Source organism: Candidatus Methylospira mobilis, from assembly GCF_009498235.1.
GTDB classification, from domain to species: Bacteria; Pseudomonadota; Gammaproteobacteria; order Methylococcales; family Methylococcaceae; genus Methylospira; species Methylospira mobilis.
Window position 1 is genome coordinate 1,260,280 of record NZ_CP044205.1, and the last position, 19,033, is coordinate 1,279,312.

Here is a 19,033-nt window from a genome sequence, read left to right on the forward strand (position 1 = left end):
GCTATTGGAATATGATGGATGATACGCCGAACAGGCCGGCTTCAGACAGGCTATGGCATGCTTGTTATTAACAGGCTCAATAAGTTGCCCCTGGCTCCTTGCTGCCGCGCTTGTCACGGATCGTTACTCACTATGCCACATGCCGGCTTATGGCTGCGCGGATGAAGGTGTACGGCTTTTGAGCAAACACCGCGTGCGGCTTCCCGGACGGATCGGTACGTCAGTATAGATAGCTTTGGCTTGACGTGCCTGGGCAGCGGGTTCATTATCCGGGCAATCGGATTTCAGATTCATTCATTCAGGGGATTCAGTATGAAACGTATGGTGTACATTGCTCTTTGTTTGTCCATGCTGTCATTGAGCGGATGCGGCTACAATACCCTGCAAACGCAGGATGAACAGGTCAAGGCCGCGTGGGCCGAAGTGTTGAACCAGTATCAGCGCCGCGCCGATCTGGTGCCTAATTTGGTCAATACGGTGAAGGGCTACGCCGCACAGGAACAGCAGGTGCTGCTCGGCGTGACCCAGGCGCGTGCCAGGGTGGGTTCGATTCAGGCCACGCCCGAGTTGATCAACGATCCGGAAGCGTTCAAGAAATTTGTCGGCGCGCAGGCCGAATTGCAGTCGGCGTTGTCACGCTTGCTGGTGGTTTCCGAAAACTATCCGCAGCTCAAATCCGACGCCAATTTTCGTGATCTGCAGGCCCAGTTGGAAGGCACCGAAAACCGGATAACGGTGGCGCGTAACCGTTATATCAAAGAGATACAGACGTTCAACATTACGGTTCGCTCCTTCCCGTCCAATTTGACGGCGATGATGTTTCATTTCTCGCCCAAAGCGCAGTTTACCGTCGAGAACGAGGCGCAAATTTCCAAGCCGCCGACGGTGGATTTTGGCGCGCCGCCGGTTACCAGATAAGCGGTCCCGCGTTTTATGATGATGCGCTGGAGTCTAAGCGGCCTTTGCGGCGTACTGGCCATGATGCTGGCGATGCCGGTTTTTGCGGATATCGACGTGCCGCATCTGTCGCGGCAGGTTACCGATCTGACCGGCACGCTGACCTCCGAACAGGCTAATGCATTCGAGCAGTCGCTGGCGGCGCTCGAACAGCGCAAGGGCAGCCAGGTGGCGGTGTTGATCGTTCCCACCACTCAGCCGGAAACTATCGAACAGTATTCCATCCGCGTGGTCGAGCAATGGAAGCTCGGGCGGAAGGGGGTGGACGACGGCGTTCTGCTGCTGGTGGCGAAGGACGATCATAAGGTGCGAATCGAGGTTGGCTACGGTCTGGAAGGCGTGATTAACGATGCGACGGCCAAGCGCATCGTGGCGGAAGATATCGTGCCTGCTTTTCGCAAAAGCGATTTCCAAGCCGGGATTGCCGTCGGAATCGAACGCATCACCGCCTTGATCGACGGGGAAGCGCTGCCGGCGCCGCAAAAGAAGGAAAAAATGTCGGACGATCTCGAGTCGGTGCTGATGCTCGGGTTTTTTCTGGTGGTTTTCCTGGGCGGGCTGTTTCGCTCGCTGTTCGGCCGTATGCTGGGCTCCTCGCTGGTGGGCGTGATCACCGGGCTGCTTGCCTGGGCGCTGTCAGGATTGCTGGTCGCCATGGTGGCCGGCTTTCTGGCATTTTTCTTCGCCTTGTTCTGGGGCAGTGTCGGCAGCGGCGGATATTTCGGTAGTGGCGGATCTTCCGGCGGCGGCAGCCTCGGTGGCGGTGGAGGCGGTTTCAGCGGCGGTGGCGGCGGATTCGGCGGGGGAGGCGCTTCCGGGCAATGGTGAAAAAGATGCTGCGTTTGTTAAAACATTTGATTACGCCGGGCTGGCTGGCGCGCCGGGTTTTTAACGCGGCTGCACTGGATCGGCTGGAACAGGCGATATACGAATCCGAGCCGCAGCACGGCGCAGAACTGCGTCTGGCGATAGAGGGCGAACTGGATTTGCACGATTTGCTGCGCGGCCTTACGCCGCGTCAGCGCGCTATCGACCTGTTTTCGCGTCTGCGCGTCTGGGATACGGAGGAAAACAACGGCGTGCTGATTTATGTGCAATGCGTGGATAGAACGCTGGAAATCGTGACGGATCGCGGCGTAGCCGCAAAAGTCGGCCAACAGCACTGGGATGATATCTGCGCGCGGATGAGCGCCGCTTTTCGGGCTGGAAAATACGAAGCGGGCGTGTTGCAGGGCATAGCCGATATTTCCGCTTTGCTGAGCCTTTACTATCCACGTCGGGACGGTCATGGCAACGAGTTGCCCGACAGGCCGGTTGTTTTATAGTCAGCCATGACTTTATTCGATCCCTCCTGCATACCGTCTAATTTGTATCGCGCGGCCCAGGTAGCAGCGATGGACCGCCACGCCATCGCCACCTTGCCGGTTGCCGGCTTCGAGTTGATGACGCGCGCGGCGCGGGCGGCGTATTCCGTATTGCGAGAGCGCTGGCCCGCGCTACGCACGCTATCGGTGGTGTGCGGACCCGGCAATAACGGCGGCGACGGTTATCTGCTCGCGCTGAAGGCCTTCGAGCAAGGGCTGGACGTGCGGGTTTATCCTGCCGGTTACGCCGCTCAGCTCGGCGGCGACGCATTGCGGGCCTACCGGAGTTATGTGGACGCCGGCGGCGCGGTGCTGGATTTTATTCCCGAAGGCTTCGAAGGCGCGGAAGTGCTGGTCGACGCCTTGTTCGGCAGCGGTTTGAACCGCGATATAGAGGGACATGGCGCGGATATCGTACAGGCGGTCAACCGCTTTCGCGGCAAGGTGTTTGCGCTGGATATTCCTTCCGGGCTTAATGCCGATACCGGCGCTATTCGCGGCATTGCGGTCAAGGCCGGCGTCACGCTGACCTTTGTTGCGGCAAAGCAGGGCTTGTTTACCGCAGAGGGGCCGGAGCTGTGCGGCGATATCTATTTGGACAATCTCGATTTACCGCTTTCCATCCCGGCGTCGCAGCCGGTTTCAGCCGAACTGCTGCCGCGCCGCCTCAAACCGTTTTCCGGCCCGCGCGCGCGCAATGCGCACAAAGGCCATTTCGGCCATGTGCTGGTGGTTGGCGGCGCGCCCGGATTTTCCGGCGCGGCCCGCATGGCGGCGGAAGCGGCCGCCCGTGTCGGCGCCGGATTGGTCAGCGTCGCGACGCATCCCGATCACGCAGCGGTATTGGGTATCGGGCGTCCCGAGTTGATGTGTCACGCGGTTGCCTGCGCAGCCGGATTGCACGATTTGTTGCAGGCGGCGACGGTGATCGTCGCCGGCCCCGGTCTGGGGCGAAGCGGCTGGGCTGAAGAACTGTTTCAGGCTGCCATCGGCAGCGGGCAGCCGCTGATAATCGATGCCGATGCGCTTAATTTGCTGGCGCGGACGCCGTCGCGCTCGGATCGCTGGGTGCTGACGCCCCACCCCGGAGAGGCGGCGCGCCTGTTGGCGACCGATACGCGCACGATACAGCAGGACCGCTTTGCCGCCGTCGATCTGTTGCAGCGGCGTTATGGCGGCGTGGTGGTGCTGAAAGGTGCGGGCAGTCTGGTGCAGGGCGAAGGCGGCCGTCCCGCCGTCAATGCAAACGGCAATCCGGGCATGTCCGGCGGAGGCATGGGCGATGTGCTCAGCGGCGTGATCGCCGGTTTGCTGGCGCAGCGGCTCGATCCGCTGGAAGCCGCGCGCGCCGGTGTCTGTCTGCACGGCCATGCCGGAGACTGTGCCGCCGCCGAGTCCGGCGAGCGCGGTTTGCTGGCGTCCGATCTGTTCGCCTATCTGCGCGCAGGCGTGAACGGGTGAACGTTTTTTTAGCCGATGAAGCGGAAACGCTGGCGTTCGCCGGACGTTTTTTTGCCGAGCGCGTGCGTCCCGGTTGGGTGGTTTATCTGCATGGTCAGCTCGGGGCGGGGAAAACCACGTTTGTACGCGGCTGTTTGCGCGCGACCGGGTATCAGGGCATAGTCAAAAGTCCTACCTATACCCTGGTGGAGGAATATCGCCTGGATAACGGTTTAACCCTCTACCATTTCGACCTGTACCGTTTGAACGATTCGAGCGAGCTGGAATGGATGGGCATACGCGATTATTTCAGGCCCGATAGCATTGCCTTTATCGAATGGCCCGAGCGTGGAGCCGGGCTGTTGCCCGCTCCCGATGCGGAGGTCGCCCTGAAACCGCAAGGGCAGGGGCGGGTGATAGGGTTAACCGAAGCTTCAAGCACGACGGCGGACTGATACCGCCGGCCGTATGCTGCGGAGCGGAATACGGGGCAGTTACCTGTGCGCGGGAATCCCGGATCAGGTTAATGCTCAATCCGGGCTATGTTCCCATATTCCGTAAGTTTTGTGTCAAGCGCCGTGACGCCCGGCGAACAGCACACCGGGGCGGTCGGACGAGGTTTGGTAGCTGACGCTGAAATCAGACAGCGCCGTCAGAAAGCTTGCGAGGGGCTGCTCTCCCGAGGGTTCGAACGAATTGACGCCTACCCTGGATAGAAAATACACTTGATCGCGTATAAAGCTGCCGCGCGCGCGAATCTCGCCCTGGAAATGGATGCTATCCCTGAGCTGGCGCGCCTGCGAAAAGCAGCGTCCGTCAGTCATCGCCGGAATGTCGAGTACGACAAGCGCGACGCGCGCCAGGTCGTTTTCCAGCGCGCCGGCATCGTCGCCGCCGTTCAGGCGTACGCCGATATCGGATACCGTGAGGTTTTCCTTCTCCGCCAGCCAGCGCGCGAGCGTCAACGTCGATTTTTCGGCAACAGCCGCGTCGTCGCTCAAATGCCGCCAATCGTCCTCGATAATACGGCCGTCCTTAATGATTTGCATAAACTTTCTCCTGAAACGGTGCGATTCCGGTTCTTTGGACGGTATCGAGGAAGCTCTCGTTTTCCGTGCGCAACTCGGTATAGGTTTTGAGCAGAATTTCTATCACGTCGGCCACTTCTTCTTTTGCAACGGAAGGACCAAGCCGTTCGCCCAGAGCGGCTTGCGCCGCGGATGAGCCGCCCAGGGTGATCTGGTACCACTCTTCGCCTTTTTTATCGACGCCCAGTATGCCGATATGCCCGACGGTATGATGGCCGCAGCCGTTCATGCAGCCCGAAATATTAAGGCGCAGTTCGCCGAGGTCGTAGAGATAATCCATATCGTCCAGACGCGAGTAGATCGCGTCGGCGATGGGGATGGAACTGGCGTTGGCGAGAGAGCAGAACTCCAGGCCCGGACAGCAGATCATGTCCGTCGCCTTGCCGATATTGGCGCGCGCAAGGCCCTGTTCGGTCAGCGCTTCCCAAAGAGGGAACAGGTCCGATTTTTTAACGTCGGCCAGCACCAGGTTTTGTGTATGGCTGACGCGCAGCTCGCCGTAGCTGTAACGGTCGGCGAGATCGGCTACCGCTTCCATCTGGCGATCGGTGATGTCGCCGGGCGCGATTCCCGGCGCTTTCAGCGATACGAAAACTGCGCGGTATCCCTTTATCTTGTGCGCAACGGTATTGTGGGTAACCCAGGCGTCGAATGCCGGATTATCGTGACGTTGCTGCGCCAGTGCGGCTGCGCCGTCGTCGGCTGTGTCATCGTAGCCGGGCAACGTGAAGCGCGCTCTGACGCGCGCGATTTCCTCGTCGCTCAGTATCAAACGTTCGCGTATGCGCGCCCATTCCTTTTCGATTTGACGGGTGAGTTCGTCTTTGCCGGTTTCCTTCAGCAGTATCTTGATGCGCGCCTTGTATTTATTATCGCGGCGGCCATGCAGGTTATATACCCTGAGTATGGCTTCCAGATAGGACAGTAAATGCCGCTTCTCCAGGAACGGACGGATGGTTTGCCCTATCATCGGGGTACGCCCGAGACCGCCGCCCGCCAGTACTTCGAATCCGGTCTCGCCTGCCTCGTTTTTTACCACATAGAGTCCGACATCGTGCAGCTGGGTTGCTGCGCGGTCTTCTTTTGCGGCGCTGACGGCAATTTTGAATTTCCTTGGAAGAAATGCGAACTCCGGATGAAAGGTCGACCATTGGCGGATAATCTCGCCGTAAATACGCGGATCGTCGTTTTCACCTTCGCAGATGCCGGCCAGATGATCGCTGGTGGTGTTGCGTATGCAGTTGCCGCTGGATTGTATGGCGTGCATCTGCACCGTAGCCAGATCGGCCAGAATGTCGGGCACGTCTTCCAGGTTGATCCAGTTGAGCTGGATATTCTGTCTGGTGGTGAAATGGGCGTAACTTTTATCGTATTTACGCGAGACATGCGCCAGCATGCGCAGTTGCGCGGACGACAGCAGTCCGTAGGGAATGGCGATGCGCAGCATCGGCGCCTGACGCTGTATATACAGGCCGTTCATCAGGCGTAGCGGCCTGAATGCTTCCTCGCTGAGGCTGCCGTCGAAGAAGCGCCGGGTTTGATCCCTGAACTGCGCGACGCGTTCGTCGATGATTTTTTGATCTATTTCGTCGTATTGGTACATGTGTGGAACGGCTACTCCATCCGTAGTGGGTTCTGTTGGGGCGCTTATGTCGCTCAGCCCTGATATAGTGTGCCCTGGAACTGAAGGGGCGGTGTAAAGCGGGGTCCATGTCTGATTTTACGCTAAAACGGCAGATCTAAACCAGAGGCCGCATGGGCGGGCGCACATCCCTCAAACACGGCAGTGTTTCTCATATATAATGACGCAGCGAAGGGGGCTTTGAGGCGGCGATACGCTCAAGGTATGAAAAATTCAACAAAGAGGGGTTCAGTTTTGATACGCGCACTAGCTTTTTTACTGCTGGCTATGGGAGTGCCGGGGTTGGCGTTAGCCGAAGAGTCGGAGGTTCTCGGCCTGACAGGGTCGCATCGTGGTCTTTACAGCGTACTGATTTTCATTATTTCCTACGCGTTTGTGATGACCGAAGAGTTTTCTCATCTGCGTAAATCCAAGCCGGTAATTCTTGCAGCGGGCATTATCTGGGCCCAGGTCGCCGTGCTGGCAAGTTCCAGCGGCGTGCCGTCCGAGGAGGTTCATAAGGCATTCGAGTACAACCTGGGCGAATTCGCCGAGTTGATGCTGTTTTTGCTGGTGGCGATGACCTACATCAACGCGATGGCGGAACGCAATGTATTCGAAGCGTTGCGGGCCTGGCTGGTAAATCGCCGCTACGGTTATCGCAAGTTGTTCTGGATAACCGGCATCATCACCTTTTTCCTGTCTTCGGTTGCGGATAACCTGACTTCGGCGTTGCTGGTCGGCGCGGTGGTGATGGCGGTCGGCGCCAACAGCCCCAAGTTTGTCGCGCTGGGTTTTATCAACCTGGTGAGCGCGGCCAATGCCGGCGGCGCTTTCAGTCCGTTCGGCGACATTACCACGCTGATGGTCTGGCAGGACGGCAAGGCCGAATTCTTCGATTTCTTCGAATTGTTCATACCTTCCGTGGTCAACTTTGCCGTACCCGCTGCGATCATGCAGTTCGCCATTCCGAATGGAGCGCCGCTGGTGCAGGATGAAGACGAAAAGGTCGAACTGAAGCCGGGCGCGCTGGTTGTAGCCGGTCTGTTCGCGCTGACCATTACCACCGCCGTCGGCTTCAAGCAGTTTCTGCATTTGCCGCCGTTCATGGGCATGATGGTCGGTTTAACCTATTTGATGTTTTACGGCTACCGCCTCAAGATGTTCTTCAGCAAGGACGGGGACAAGTTCGACGTTTTCGAACATGTCAAAAATTCGGAATGGGACACTTTGCTGTTCTTCTTCGGCGTGGTGTTTGCGGTCGGCGGCCTGGGCTACATCGGCTATCTGCAGCTGGCTTCCGCAGCCATGTACGAGGGCCTGGGACCGACAACGGCGAACATACTGATCGGTTTGCTGTCCGCGATCGTAGACAATATTCCGGTCATGTTTGCAGTGCTGCAGATGAACCCCGACATGCCTTTGTATCAGTGGATGCTGGTGACGCTGACGGCCGGCGTCGGCGGTACCCTGCTGTCGGTCGGCTCTGCAGCCGGCGTGGCGCTGATGGGAACTTCTCGCGGCATGTACACCTTCTTCAGCCACCTCAAGTGGACGCCGGCTATAGCCGCCGGTTATGCGGCCAGTATTCTGACGCATTATCTGATTAACGGATAAATCCGCTCAGGTTTTCATGTGGCTTGAAAAAGCGCCTCGCCGCATGGCCAGGCGCTTTTTTTAATTTCCAGAACGAGAGAAAACATGTCGCAACTCATTTATTCGCAGTCCATGCTCGGTTTAATCGTGGTGATAGTCTTCATCAGCATGCTGTCCTCGCTGCTGATATTGCTATTCACCGTTTGGCTGAAACGGCAGTTTCATACGCTCAGAACGTTGGAGCGCGATGAGACCTTTTTCAATGCGGCGGGACTGGTTTTTTCGCTGCTGCTGGCTTTTGTTACCGTCAGCGTATGGGAAAACTACCAGGACACGGTGAACGCGGTAGATAGCGAAGCGCGCTCGCTGAACAATCTGAGACTGGATCTGGATGTCCTGAGACAGAGTCAGCAGCAGCCGCTGGTGGAATCGTTAAACGCCTATACTCATTGCGTGATCGATCACGAATGGCATGAAATGGCCGGCGGGCATGTCGATAACGAGTGCCCGCAATTATTGGGCCAGATCTCCCATCTGATACTGACGGCGGAAGCGCAGACTGAAGGCGAAAAACGGGTAGTAGGGTCTATGGTTGATCTATTGAACGTTTACCGCAACCATCGCATGGAACGCCTGACCGCGATGATCCCGGCGCTGGATAAGCTCATGTGGTCGGTACTGATACTCAGCACTGCGATATATTTCTTTTACGGCAGTTTGATCGACGTCGGCCGATTGCGTCCGCACTCGGTGCTGACGCTGATACTGGCGATGATGATAGGCCTGGTTTTCGTGCTGATAGCCGCTTACGACTTGCCGTTCACCCGCCCATTGTCGCTGCAGCCGGAGGCATTGCAGAGTCTGTTGCAGAAATGGGAGATGCAGGGGTTGCCGGTAAATTGATTTTTATATTGCTCATTATGAGGCCTTGCTTGGCGATGAGGTGCTATGACCATCAGTATAGGGGTAAATTTAACGGCTTAAACTCGGCCGTCTCTATTGCGGACGCGCTGAATTATGTATTTCCCGCCACAAGGTGTGTTAGGTTTGATTCGTATCGCGGCGAATAGGGTAAAAGGCCGCGATGAGCAACAAACACGATATCGGCTCCAGGCATTTGTTTTCCAGTCTGGACATGATGTGCGCGAACTGATAGTCGGCTTTAAATTAGCTGCTGCGCCGAAAATACACGCAAAAACCGATTAAATCAGCGCTTCCTTGAGCTCGGAGAATTGGGCCTGCATCTATGGCGTCCAGGCAAATCCGGCATAAGCCTGGTAAGCCGGACTATATGTGTTGGTTCCGACACCTGCATTGGCGTACAAGGCAAGATTGTCATTTAACGTCCAAATCAGACCGGCGCCTACTACGTTGGGTACCGCGTTGATGGCGCCCGCTGCCGTTGTTGTGGTAATTGTTTTGTAGGTCGAAACCGGAGTGGTTTGACAATAGTTTAAAACGTTTTGGTTGGCATTAACTCCGCAGACTTGCTGGAGCGTACTGACGGGTTCTTTGGATGTACTGTAATTAAGGGGACGAACCAACAGTTCGCCATTGTAGGAACCGTTAATAAAGAACGCCAGATTGTCGGTAATGTCGCGTTGCACTGACCATTGAAACATGAATTGCCATGTCCGTAGCGAGGGATTTAAGGGATTTTGGATATATCCGGCGCCGAGATTGTATTCGAAAGCAATATCCCAGGGCAGGCTCTGATCGAAGTTGAAGGAAAACGTCGGCTGGGTCGGGCTGCTCAGGGCGGGCGACGCCAGCCAGGGCGTGAGTATTTGTGCCTCGAAGCCAAGCGCCGGAATTAAATAATCTTTCCATTCGTCCCATAAATGTATTTTGGTATCGAACACCAGCGGGCCGGAACCCATCGCAGGGCTGTTGCCGCTGCTGCCGGCTTGAGATTCGAATCCGTAATAAAAAAGCCGCAGCTCAATGTTATCGATCAGGCCGTAACGCAGAAGGACTTGCGTTTCATACAGCGATGGATTCAAGCTGCTGTTTCCGATGTAGTAGTATGGCGCCATTTCGAGGTAGAACCCGCCGCGCGGCAAGGTATAGGCGCTGTTCGGAAAATTGGCCAAATCCGAACCGGGCGTCCGTATATCCAGCTTTTCCTTATCCTCTCCGTTATCATTTTCAGCCGGTTTTTTAGCCGTCGGCGCTTTTTCTTCGCCGGACGGGCTGTTCGCGTCTGCCGATGAGCTCGTGGTATCCTGATCGAATTTCCAGACCAGATTGCCCTGGAACGCGCTGATGGCCGTATTCCCGCTATAGGTGCCGCGGTAGCCGACTTCGACGTTCAAGGCGTCGTTCAAATGTGTCGTCAGGCCGACATTGACCAACCCTGCCCCGATCGAACTATTATTCACCACGCCCTGAACCGTGAAGTTTTGCCCGGCAATGCCGCTATAGTTCAAGCTCGCATTGGCGTCGGGCTGATTGAGCATTTCGCGCAGGCCGATTGCGGCGCTGGCGGTCCAATCCGCGCCCCATGCCCGCCAGTTGTAATCGTAGCGCGTTTGAAAACGCGCTGCGACCATCGTCGTATTCTGGGTCGGCACATTCAGACTGAGCGCTCCCAATCCCGATTCGCTTAAACCGGTTATCTGCTCGTATACGGTTTGCAGCGACAGGATCGGCGTCAGGCTATGCCCGCCGCCGAAATCGATCTGCCAGGCAGCGCGCGTCTCGGCGCTGATCAGGCGCGCATAAGTCTGTCCGCCGGCATTCCCGAGTACGGAAGGATTGTTGAAATTGAGCGGCCCCTGCGTATAGCCGAGCAGCAGACCGATATGTCCGGCATCGCCGACGTTCATATCGGCGTAACCGCCCAACTGCCACATCTGGGCGGATAACGTACTGCCGGCGTTGTAGCGGCCGGCCCCGGCGTAGACATAGCCGGCGGTCAGGCCGGTATTCAGTCCTTCGAGAAGACGACTGTCGGCGCCGACCAGAAATCCGCCGGTATGCTGACTGTAGCCGTCGGCGTTGCCGTTGCCTTGGACGCCGCCAAAGTTGCCGACGCCGCTCATCCACACGTGCGGCGCGTTGGCGGGCAGTGCGCCGCCTTGTGTCGCGCTCAGACCCATGCGCGCATAGACCGGGGCCCATGTGTCCGAGACAGCGTTGTAAAGAATATTGGGCGCATCGGCGTAGATTTCGCCGTCGAGTTGATTCATCGCGGCGGCGAGCTGATTGGAGGGAAGCTGGTATAAACTATTCAGTTGATTATAAAGGCTGCCGGTAGCGTTCGGCACTGCGCTGTCAAGCACAGCGCCGACTTCCGTTTCATTGGCAGTCTGCGCCATGCCGTTGAACCACGCTTGCGGATAAACGCTGAGTAGAACCTCTCCATTGGTGACGTAGATCAGATCGTAGACCTGGCCGAAGGCCAGATTATGGACATCTACATTATAAAAATTCGTATCTGGATTGCTGCTTTGCAGCAATGTGTAAATCGTGCGTAGCTTGTTCCCCGGGCCGAGAGACATGCCGCTTGCCTGGACGAACAGATCGCCGCCCGACAGTTGGGTCGTGCCGTTAACGATGAGCTGGGTATTATCGCTGGGGTGAATATTAAAACTCAGCGTACCGAATCTCGCTGTCTGGCCAGGAACGCCAAAGACGGATTGCAACGTTAAATTTCCGTTTACCGTCATGCTGCTGCTCACGGAAGCATTACTGGTTGCGGTAAGCGCCGCGGCTGCTAATGGCGACATGAATTTGATCGGCTGCGCCAGAGGAGCAATTATGACCCTATTAGAATTGGCACCGCTGAAGATAATGCTGGTTGAGCCGGCTGAAACATTACCCGTGTTAATTAGATCGCCATTCAGCGTACCCGTGCCGTATAAAGAGCCGCTATTGGTGAACTTACCAGTGACATTTAAGCTGCTGTTCGCGCCCAATTCCATATTGCCTGCATTGCCGACATTTGCGGCCGATATTGTTTGCGGATTGGCGCCGACAAACCTGAGCGTTGAGGCTTGGCCAACATTTATCGATTCAACGCCACTGATGATATTGCCGGTCATGCTGACGTTATTGCCGGTATGGATGAGGGTGTCTGCGGAGACTGTAGAATAAATAAATAATTGATTAACAGTATCTATGTTGCCGTTGAGAATCGTTGTGCCTGAACCGGCAAGGGTCAAGTTGCCGGGGCCGACAATATTGCCTGAGAAAGTATCGGTGTATCCACCGTTATTAATTGTTGCTATATTGCTGTTATTAAGAATGATTTGAGGGCTTGCCGTCAGCGAGGCAGTGCTGTTAAAAGTGCCATTTGCGCCAAAGCTAAGCGGGTTACATAAGGTGGTGGCAGGGTTAACATACGTCATGCCTTGGATATTGGTGCAGCTATTAGTTGTGTTGCTATTGGGGCTGGACGGAAAGGCCATTGCCGGAACCAAAAACAGCGCTAATACGTAAGGAGAGATCTCTCTATTAAAGCCATGTATGATCATTGTTTTTACAGGCAACCCGCTTGCCGAAGGACGAACGGAAAAAGCGATTGAATCGGCGCTTCTCTATACTGTTATAAGAATATTTCTAAGCACTTTGATATTTCCATCGTCTACACTTACATTTTCTTTTCTAACAGTAGCAATTGCAGATCTTACATCTGCTTGACTAGTAAAAAGATTAAGATTAGCACTTCTTAGTGTAGCTGCGCCGTTATTCACATGAACGCCCAACTCTTCCAGCTTGAAGTCTTTCATGTCAATTTTTTCTGCTGTGTTATCAACTCTAACCCCTGCCTTATCTATTCGTACAATCGCAGTGTCGTATCTAAAGCCATATTTGTTTACATAGAAACCATAGTTATTGAATGCAGCGAGATAGGTGTTTGACGATATTGAATATATATTGGTAGACAAGAAATAGGCGTTGGCAGACGCGACATAACTATTCGCCGAAAGTCCAATATAGTTGCTATTTGCTGCGCCTAAGTAAGTACTGGTTGAAAATCCGTTTACAAGCTTTCCAGTGGGCCCCTCGGATTGAAACCAGGATGAACCTTTAACATTTTGAATAAAAGTACCTTGCGCATTAAATACTATATTTCCATTCCCCGCTGTCTGGTCATTTGCATTAAGCGTTATATCACCGTCGTTAGCTGTTAAAGTAATTCCGGTGGAATTGGGCTCGGGCGCAGCAGCGTTGGACGAAACATCGGACGTGATATTGATCGCGCCATCGGTGGTCATGGTTACACCGTCGGCAGACGGTCCGGTGAAATTATAGGTTCCATCCTGTTCCGGCGTAGTTTGCTGTTGCTGCTGCCTGGCAAGATTCGTCGGCATTTCTCCGCTCTGCCACATCTGCTGTACTCCCTGCCATTGCGCCTTGGGCGGCGGCGCCTGCCATTGCTGCGGCATGCCGGATCTTGCTTTCGATGTGTACGAATAATTCGCCGTACTCGGATCGAATCCGACCGAGCCCAAGCACAGCGAGGTATTGCCGCTCGGCGTTTTGAACAGCATATGCTGCTTACCGGCTTCGTCATGCAGCGTGATTTCGTTGCCGCCCGCGGTGCGGATACGCGACTGTTTTTGATTGACGTTGGTCACCACATTCGGGTTGACCGAGTTCGGCACCGCACCCATGATCACCGGCTGATCCGGATCGCCGTTGACGAACGACAGCAGCACTTCGGTGCCTTTCAGCAGCGGGAAATGCATCCGTGGTCGCTACCCGCGTACGGTGTCGCCATGCGGATCCACGCCGACCCGCGGTAGTCCGACTTCTTGGACATCGCAAACGGCACCTGCACCTTGTATTCGCCGTATTGGTTCAATTCGGCGTATTGACCGCTGCCTTCCGCGTCGATAAACGCATTGATCGTGCCGATGATGCGCGGCCACGGATGCCGCTCTTCCGGGCGGAACTGCACATCGTCGGGTATCGCGGTAAAATCGGCCAGGTAGAAATCGCTGATCTTCTGCTTCGTATCGATACCCAGTCCATCCAGCAGCAGCCCCGCCTGCGAGCCGCGATGCGTCGCTTCTGTCAGTAGATAGCGGCGGTTAAAGCTGTTGCGCGGATGGCCGGCTAATCGCACGAAATGTCCGCAGCGCAGGCCGGTGGCGGTGCTGCTGCCGAAATAGCGGACGGCGCGGCAGCGCAGCGACTCGGCGGCAATCTTGGCGCGCTGTTCGATATCCATGACGCTTTTCAGCTTCCGGCCGAAAAAGTGCATCTCGCCGATTCCCGTTTCAGGGTCAACCGGTGCTGTGCCTTTTAATTCCTGACTGGCGCGGTGGGCGCTGAAGTCGCGAATCACCACATGTTTGGGCTGATTTTGCGCGACCTGCCGCAAGCGCTGGCAGCGGCGCTTTTGCGTGCTTTGCGCATCCAGCTCGCCGGCCGGCTGGTAGTGCAGTGTCGTCGCTTCGTCCTTATGCGCGGTGCGAAGGTCGGTGAACACTGCTTTTTCCTGACCGCCGGTGTTCTCGTACCACCAGTAGACGCCGAGCCGCTCGGCCCAGCGCGATATGAAAGTCAGGTAGCTTTCGCGGTACTGGCAGATATACTCCAGTTTCGGCGCGTTGGCGCTGTCCGAGGACAAGCGCATCTCAAAATCGTTGCGACGCATCCCGGCGTTTTCGAGTACCGTGTTGAATATCTCGGGACGGCTCTTGTCCAGATACACTTCCGAGAGCACGAAAGTTTCCAGTTTCCACAGCACAGGCACTAAAATTGCTTGGTAAAAAGTCCAGCCGCCGCTCTCGTACTCGTAAGAAAATTCCTGAATCAAGCCCTGATAAGTGGCAGGCTGCCCATCTACAACGCCGTCGCTCAGTGAAAAATGAGCGGCCGTGCCGATCAATGCGCCGGCGTCGATGTCACTATCCTTGGAAGCCAGCAGCAATTCGAAGCGATACAGCGCGGACAGGGCTTCTTCGCCCTCGAACTGCACCACGAAAAAGGCATCCTTTGGACATTTAACCGCTTCGAAACTGAAAAGCCGATTCTGCCCGGCCAACTGCGTTGCAACGAACATAATAATGTCACTCCTTAATTGAGGTTCTTGTATAGGAATACGAGGGATGCATATATTGGCCCGCAGGCGGTTTATGACAGTAAATGGCGGGAGAAAAAAGGTAATCGCACAGTAGCCGTCATGGCTGTGCTAAGACTCAGCCTATTCGTCCGATGCATGGGATTCGTCCGAACGGTCTGAAGCAACCAAAGGGTTTGCTGATTGCCACATTGTTTGTTGCAGCCGCGTGCGAGGTTCATTTTGGGTATCGTCAAGATACCTTATAAATGTTGCGCGGAAAGCATCGAATGTTACGCCAAATTCCTCCTGAAATGCGGTTTCAAATCCTGATCCTTTTGCCATTATTTCAATCATGCGCGAGAGTCTTTTGTTAATATCCGATATACCGGAGCCATTCCATTTCGTGCGCATGTACTCAACTAGAAAAGCGCCGATGGCCTGGTTCTTCCATCCTCGTCCATGGTAATCACTCAGAAGGTCATCAGCCTCGCTGGAGGTGAAACGCATTGCCGTGCCGGCCATCTGGCGATCGAATTTATTTTCTGAATGACCGAGCGACATTCTATAGGCGTGGCCGTTAATTGACGCACGCCCTTCCATAAGAAAACTTGGTAGCTTGCGTCTTTTCAGTTGCCGGTTATCCTGAATATGGGTAAATTCGTGAGCCAGGGTACCTTCGGATACTGGTGTATTATTCAAATAGTTATCTTTGGCTGCCATCAGGCTTGTGCCTTGCGCATATCCGAGCAGGGTATGTTTATCAAATTCCCTCACCAGGCGAAAGTCCAGCGGTTTTTCTACCAGAGGGATCGTGTTGCTCCAGGAATCTTGCTTGCTGACAAACGCATACGCTTTGAGGGCGGTATTGGCGATCGATTTACACCGGGTTTGATCAATCGTATGATCGGAATAAATTCGAATAAACTGGTCGTTGGAAATGCACTGTAATTCAAATTCATCGTCTTGCGCATGAGCCGCGCGGAAAAATAATAATAAGCCAAGACATACAAGGAATAACCGTGTTTTCATTTGGTACATTATTTATTTCCTGTCGTAAGGAGTGCCGTTGGTCAGGCTCACGTTAACTGCAAACGTAGTGCTTGGGGTGATATTGATTTGACCGGTCAAATTATTGCCGGTGATAATCGGTATGGGAGCGTTTGCCGCATGGATTTGTTCTTGGGCAAGCATTGCGAAAATTAAAGAAAAAAGATGGTATTTTATCTTTTTCATTTTGGGATGGGGTCCTGTATTTTGGGTTGGGTTTCGGTTAAAAATTGATATTCAGTCTATAATCCCTGTGGCTGACAAATTAATGTTGCTTTCCGGATTTATCAGTGGCATGATTCATTTTCTACTGATGACCATCAGTTGCTAACCGGGTGATGAACAGCTCCGCAAACCCCATGGTTCGCGCGCCGGTATCCAATGCGTGCGCAACGGGAGCCTTATCATTTCTATGTGCGTAAGTTTATCTGCTTCACCGTTGCGGAGTTTTCTCTTATTCCGTCTGCAACCTCTTCAGGGCTGAAGAGACGAACAGAAGCAATCTTTCACGACAGTTAGCCTTCGATACTGATGTTTCTGACGGCAATGATAGTGAAAATAGTCGTCAGCGCGCACATAATTCCTGACAATCCCTGATAGCCAATAAAAAATAAGCGTCGAACAAAATCCGGCGCGGCAGGAGTCACCGTTCAGCCACCCTTTGGACATTTTTCAAAATGCCTACGCTAATCCGTTCGTGGGCGTAGCACAGCGCATGCGGCTGGAGAGCCCTTCGACTATACTCAGGCGAGCCTTATCGAACCGGCAATAAAATCACAGGCCTTCAGGCCGGGGTTTCAAACCGACAAGGAGTTTGGATCAATCATCAATGAGATAGAGCTTTCCATTCATTCTTCGACAGGCTCAGGACGAACTGAAAACGCTTAAAATCGAGGGGAACCTGAGCGACTCCCAGCAGGATGCTGAAACATCCCGGAATGCAAAGCTGGCGCGAAGCGTAGAAGGTGGCTGGGTACGAATGGAATAACCTTTTGCGTTAATCACGACTGCTTGCTATCCAAGCCGGCAACAGCAGCGTAAACTTACTCCCTCCGCCCGAACTGCTCTGCACATTGACCGAACCGCCGTGCAACTCGACGATCTGCCTGACGAGATAGAGGCCGAGACCGGCGCCTGTGCCTTGTGCCGTACCGCGATAGTGGGCTTCGAACAGTAGCGGGATGTCGTGCGCAGGGATGCCCCGTCCTTGATCGGTGACGGTGAGCAGCACGCCTTCCTCTACTGACACGGCTTCCAGCCGGATGTCGCTGCCCACCGGGGAATACTTGATGGCGTTGTCGACTAGATTGTCTATGGCGATTCTCAGTAGCTCGGGGTCGGCGGTGATGAACTGCAACCGTTCTTCAGCATAAACGCGCAGCCTGTGCCGTTGCGATTGCCCCTGTGCGCAATCTACAATATCCGTAAGCATGTGGCGCAGGTCCACCCCGCAGGCGGATAGAGTCAGACGTCCCTCCTTGATACGCTCGCTGGTCAGAAAGTTGTCGATCAGGTGGGAAATGCGTTTCCGGGCGCGGTCTATTTTATGGTAACGCGGGAAAACCTCCTGCGGCGCTTCTCCATGCAACTGGTAAAGGGTATCCAGGCAAATGTCTATGGTAGCCAACGGATTGCGGAGTTCATGGGCTATCATCGCGGCAAAGCGCTGTTGCGTCTGGGCGAGTTCGATTTCATTTGCGGCTTGCAGCGCAATTTCCTGTGCCTGTTGGCGGGTGTCTACAGCCTCCTTGAAGCGGACTGCGATGCCGATGTTGATGAGCACCAGATGCACTAAAGTCGTTGCCGTTACCATGTAATCGGCCAGAATACCGGTTGGCAGAAAACCGAGATTGCGCAAGGTTATAGCGCCTACTCCGATGAGATGAGCGGAAAAAGCATAGAATATCCAGCGCGCCGGGCGGTTACCTTGTACCGCGAGGCTAAAGGCCATAACCAGGCTGGTTACGCCTATGACCAGCGAGAACAAGTACAGTGTTCCGGCAATCAGGGAATACTGCCCCGACAGCACGACCGGAATGCCGGCCAGACTCAACACCGCCAGAGCTTTGATGAATTTCGTCATTCGTGGATAATGCCGAGGCAGATCGAGCAAGGCGATGAACATCCAGGAAACTGCAAAGATGGCGCAACATATCATTGACCCCATCAAATAATCCGCTAATAGCGGATTATTTGGCAGTAGATATTGGCCGGCGAACCCCATGCCCGAAAGCATACCCAAACCATCGAAAAACAGATAGGCGCAATAGTAGGCATAACCTTGAGTGCGCAGCCAGCCGAAGAACAATAAATTGACCAGCACCATGATGCCCCATGCGCCGAAAAAAGCGCCGAATAGCCAATATTCGCGATTCGAGTGTGAAAAAAAACGTTCAGGTTGCCAAAGCGCTGCGCGCAAGGACATTGTACTGGTAGTCTGTACCCGGATGTAATACGTATGCGGGGCGTTGTCGGCTAGATCGAGGCGGAAAACGATGTTTTTGTGCTCGACATCGCGCGCGCCGAGAGGTATTCGATCGCCGCCGCGCCGGATTATGTAGCCGTCACCGGCGGGCTCGTACAGATCTACATGGTCGAGAAAGGCGGGCACGATTTCCAGCCACCATTCTGTCGGCGCGTCGGCTGCGCGGCGTAAGGAGAAACGCAGCCAGTAGACGTCACGGGTGTATCCAGCGGAAATATTGTTCTTCAGCGCTTCGAAATGCGCATCCGTGGGAGGGTGGTCTAGGGGCAGCTTTCCGTCCATATCGCGGAGGGCCTCGAATTGGATGGTAAGTGAATGGACATCGGTTGTTGCGGTTAGCGTTGTTTCTACGGCTGGCGCACACAACGGGGTACACAGAAATATCCCAACAATTAGAGTAAGGAGTCGTTTGATCAT

The 19,033-nt window shown here is 54.8% G+C and carries 16 protein-coding genes; 8 read left to right on the forward strand and 8 right to left on the reverse strand.

What is annotated here, in order from left to right; genetic code table 11:
• The first annotated feature begins 312 nt into the window (after positions 1–312).
• The 5 genes from F6R98_RS05495 to tsaE are packed head-to-tail and all read left to right on the forward strand — an operon-like array spanning position 313 to position 4,216.
• On the forward strand, positions 313–918 hold the full coding sequence (locus F6R98_RS05495; protein ID WP_153248131.1) for a LemA family protein: 606 nt from the start codon (positions 313–315) through the stop codon (positions 916–918).
• A 15-nt stretch (positions 919–933) separates the two neighbouring features.
• Positions 934–1,785, forward strand: coding sequence for a TPM domain-containing protein (locus F6R98_RS05500; RefSeq protein WP_228125109.1), 852 nt, complete (start codon positions 934–936; stop codon positions 1,783–1,785).
• 5 nt (positions 1,786–1,790) lie between these two features.
• The gene (locus F6R98_RS05505) at positions 1,791–2,282 is read left to right on the forward strand and encodes a TPM domain-containing protein (RefSeq protein ID WP_153248132.1); all 492 of its coding nucleotides are present in this window, start codon (positions 1,791–1,793) and stop codon (positions 2,280–2,282) included.
• Positions 2,283–2,288: 6 nt separating this feature from the next.
• A complete protein-coding gene (locus F6R98_RS05510; protein ID WP_153248133.1) occupies positions 2,289–3,782 on the forward strand; it encodes an NAD(P)H-hydrate dehydratase in 1,494 nt (497 codons plus the stop codon).
• Positions 3,779–4,216 carry a tRNA (adenosine(37)-N6)-threonylcarbamoyltransferase complex ATPase subunit type 1 TsaE gene (tsaE, locus tag F6R98_RS05515; protein WP_153248134.1) on the forward strand — a complete coding sequence of 146 codons (438 nt, stop codon included), beginning with the start codon at positions 3,779–3,781 and terminating at the stop codon, positions 4,214–4,216. The genes F6R98_RS05510 and tsaE overlap by 4 nt, the downstream gene beginning before the upstream one ends.
• A 114-nt stretch (positions 4,217–4,330) precedes the next feature.
• Here the strand turns inward: tsaE and F6R98_RS05520 are convergent, their stop codons facing one another.
• Together F6R98_RS05520 and F6R98_RS05525 are read right to left on the reverse strand one after the other, a co-directional pair.
• Positions 4,331–4,810, reverse strand: coding sequence for a DUF934 domain-containing protein (locus tag F6R98_RS05520; RefSeq protein WP_153248135.1), 480 nt, complete (start codon positions 4,808–4,810; stop codon positions 4,331–4,333).
• Positions 4,797–6,452 carry a nitrite/sulfite reductase gene (locus F6R98_RS05525; protein WP_153248136.1) on the reverse strand — a complete coding sequence of 552 codons (1,656 nt, stop codon included), beginning with the start codon at positions 6,450–6,452 and terminating at the stop codon, positions 4,797–4,799. The genes F6R98_RS05520 and F6R98_RS05525 overlap by 14 nt, the downstream gene beginning before the upstream one ends.
• 306 nt (positions 6,453–6,758) lie before the next feature.
• Here F6R98_RS05525 and nhaD point away from each other — a divergent pair, with 306 nt between their 5' ends.
• Entirely contained in the window at positions 6,759–8,087 is a 1,329-nt protein-coding gene (gene nhaD, locus F6R98_RS05530; RefSeq protein ID WP_228125223.1) for a sodium:proton antiporter NhaD, read from the forward strand.
• Between the two features lie 84 nt (positions 8,088–8,171).
• Positions 8,172–8,969: a bestrophin-like domain gene (locus F6R98_RS05535; protein WP_153248138.1), complete on the forward strand. Its 798-nt coding sequence runs from the start codon at positions 8,172–8,174 to the stop codon at positions 8,967–8,969.
• A gap of 341 nt (positions 8,970–9,310) precedes the next feature.
• Here the strand turns inward: F6R98_RS05535 and F6R98_RS05540 are convergent, their stop codons facing one another.
• The gene (locus F6R98_RS05540; protein WP_194270155.1) at positions 9,311–11,737 is read right to left on the reverse strand and encodes an autotransporter outer membrane beta-barrel domain-containing protein; all 2,427 of its coding nucleotides are present in this window, start codon (positions 11,735–11,737) and stop codon (positions 9,311–9,313) included.
• Here F6R98_RS05540 and F6R98_RS21540 point away from each other — a divergent pair.
• A complete protein-coding gene (locus tag F6R98_RS21540) occupies positions 11,736–12,164 on the forward strand; it encodes a hypothetical protein (RefSeq protein WP_194270156.1) in 429 nt (142 codons plus the stop codon). The two genes, F6R98_RS05540 and F6R98_RS21540, sit on opposite strands and share 2 nt — an antisense overlap.
• Before the next feature lie 443 nt (positions 12,165–12,607).
• Here F6R98_RS21540 and F6R98_RS05545 read toward each other — a convergent pair whose 3' ends face one another.
• The 5 genes from F6R98_RS05545 to F6R98_RS05565 all read right to left on the reverse strand — a co-directional run bounded on the left by F6R98_RS05545 (position 12,608) and on the right by F6R98_RS05565 (position 19,033).
• The gene (locus F6R98_RS05545; protein WP_153248140.1) at positions 12,608–13,762 is read right to left on the reverse strand and encodes a hypothetical protein; all 1,155 of its coding nucleotides are present in this window, start codon (positions 13,760–13,762) and stop codon (positions 12,608–12,610) included.
• Positions 13,744–15,084 (reverse strand): type VI secretion system Vgr family protein, encoded by a 1,341-nt coding sequence (locus F6R98_RS05550; RefSeq protein ID WP_153248141.1) that lies wholly within the window; start codon positions 15,082–15,084, stop codon positions 13,744–13,746. The genes F6R98_RS05545 and F6R98_RS05550 overlap by 19 nt, the downstream gene beginning before the upstream one ends.
• A 141-nt stretch (positions 15,085–15,225) precedes the next feature.
• The gene (locus F6R98_RS05555; protein WP_153248142.1) at positions 15,226–16,122 is read right to left on the reverse strand and encodes a hypothetical protein; all 897 of its coding nucleotides are present in this window, start codon (positions 16,120–16,122) and stop codon (positions 15,226–15,228) included.
• 3 nt (positions 16,123–16,125) lie between these two features.
• Positions 16,126–16,317, reverse strand: coding sequence for a hypothetical protein (locus F6R98_RS05560; protein ID WP_153248143.1), 192 nt, complete (start codon positions 16,315–16,317; stop codon positions 16,126–16,128).
• A gap of 811 nt (positions 16,318–17,128) precedes the next feature.
• Entirely contained in the window at positions 17,129–19,033 is a 1,905-nt protein-coding gene (locus F6R98_RS05565; protein ID WP_153248144.1) for a sensor histidine kinase, read from the reverse strand.

Coding starts and splice junctions, on each gene's coding strand:
- F6R98_RS05510 (WP_153248133.1), top strand. CDS start 2,289: ATGACTTTATTCGATCCCTCCTGCATACCGTCTAATTTGTATCGCGCG.
- F6R98_RS05555 (WP_153248142.1), bottom strand. CDS start 16,122: ATGTACCAAATGAAAACACGGTTATTCCTTGTATGTCTTGGCTTATTA.
- F6R98_RS05540 (WP_194270155.1), bottom strand. CDS start 11,737: ATGACGGTAAACGGAAATTTAACGTTGCAATCCGTCTTTGGCGTTCCT.
- F6R98_RS05525 (WP_153248136.1), bottom strand. CDS start 6,452: ATGTACCAATACGACGAAATAGATCAAAAAATCATCGACGAACGCGTC.
- F6R98_RS05535 (WP_153248138.1), top strand. CDS start 8,172: ATGTCGCAACTCATTTATTCGCAGTCCATGCTCGGTTTAATCGTGGTG.
- F6R98_RS05545 (WP_153248140.1), bottom strand. CDS start 13,762: ATGCATTTCCCGCTGCTGAAAGGCACCGAAGTGCTGCTGTCGTTCGTC.
- F6R98_RS21540 (WP_194270156.1), top strand. CDS start 11,736: ATGCTGCTGCTCACGGAAGCATTACTGGTTGCGGTAAGCGCCGCGGCT.
- F6R98_RS05520 (WP_153248135.1), bottom strand. CDS start 4,810: ATGCAAATCATTAAGGACGGCCGTATTATCGAGGACGATTGGCGGCAT.
- F6R98_RS05505 (WP_153248132.1), top strand. CDS start 1,791: ATGCTGCGTTTGTTAAAACATTTGATTACGCCGGGCTGGCTGGCGCGC.
- F6R98_RS05495 (WP_153248131.1), top strand. CDS start 313: ATGAAACGTATGGTGTACATTGCTCTTTGTTTGTCCATGCTGTCATTG.
- F6R98_RS05550 (WP_153248141.1), bottom strand. CDS start 15,084: ATGTTCGTTGCAACGCAGTTGGCCGGGCAGAATCGGCTTTTCAGTTTC.
- nhaD (WP_228125223.1), top strand. CDS start 6,759: ATGGGAGTGCCGGGGTTGGCGTTAGCCGAAGAGTCGGAGGTTCTCGGC.
- F6R98_RS05560 (WP_153248143.1), bottom strand. CDS start 16,317: ATGAAAAAGATAAAATACCATCTTTTTTCTTTAATTTTCGCAATGCTT.
- F6R98_RS05500 (WP_228125109.1), top strand. CDS start 934: ATGATGATGCGCTGGAGTCTAAGCGGCCTTTGCGGCGTACTGGCCATG.
- F6R98_RS05565 (WP_153248144.1), bottom strand. CDS start 19,033: ATGATCAAACGACTCCTTACTCTAATTGTTGGGATATTTCTGTGTACC.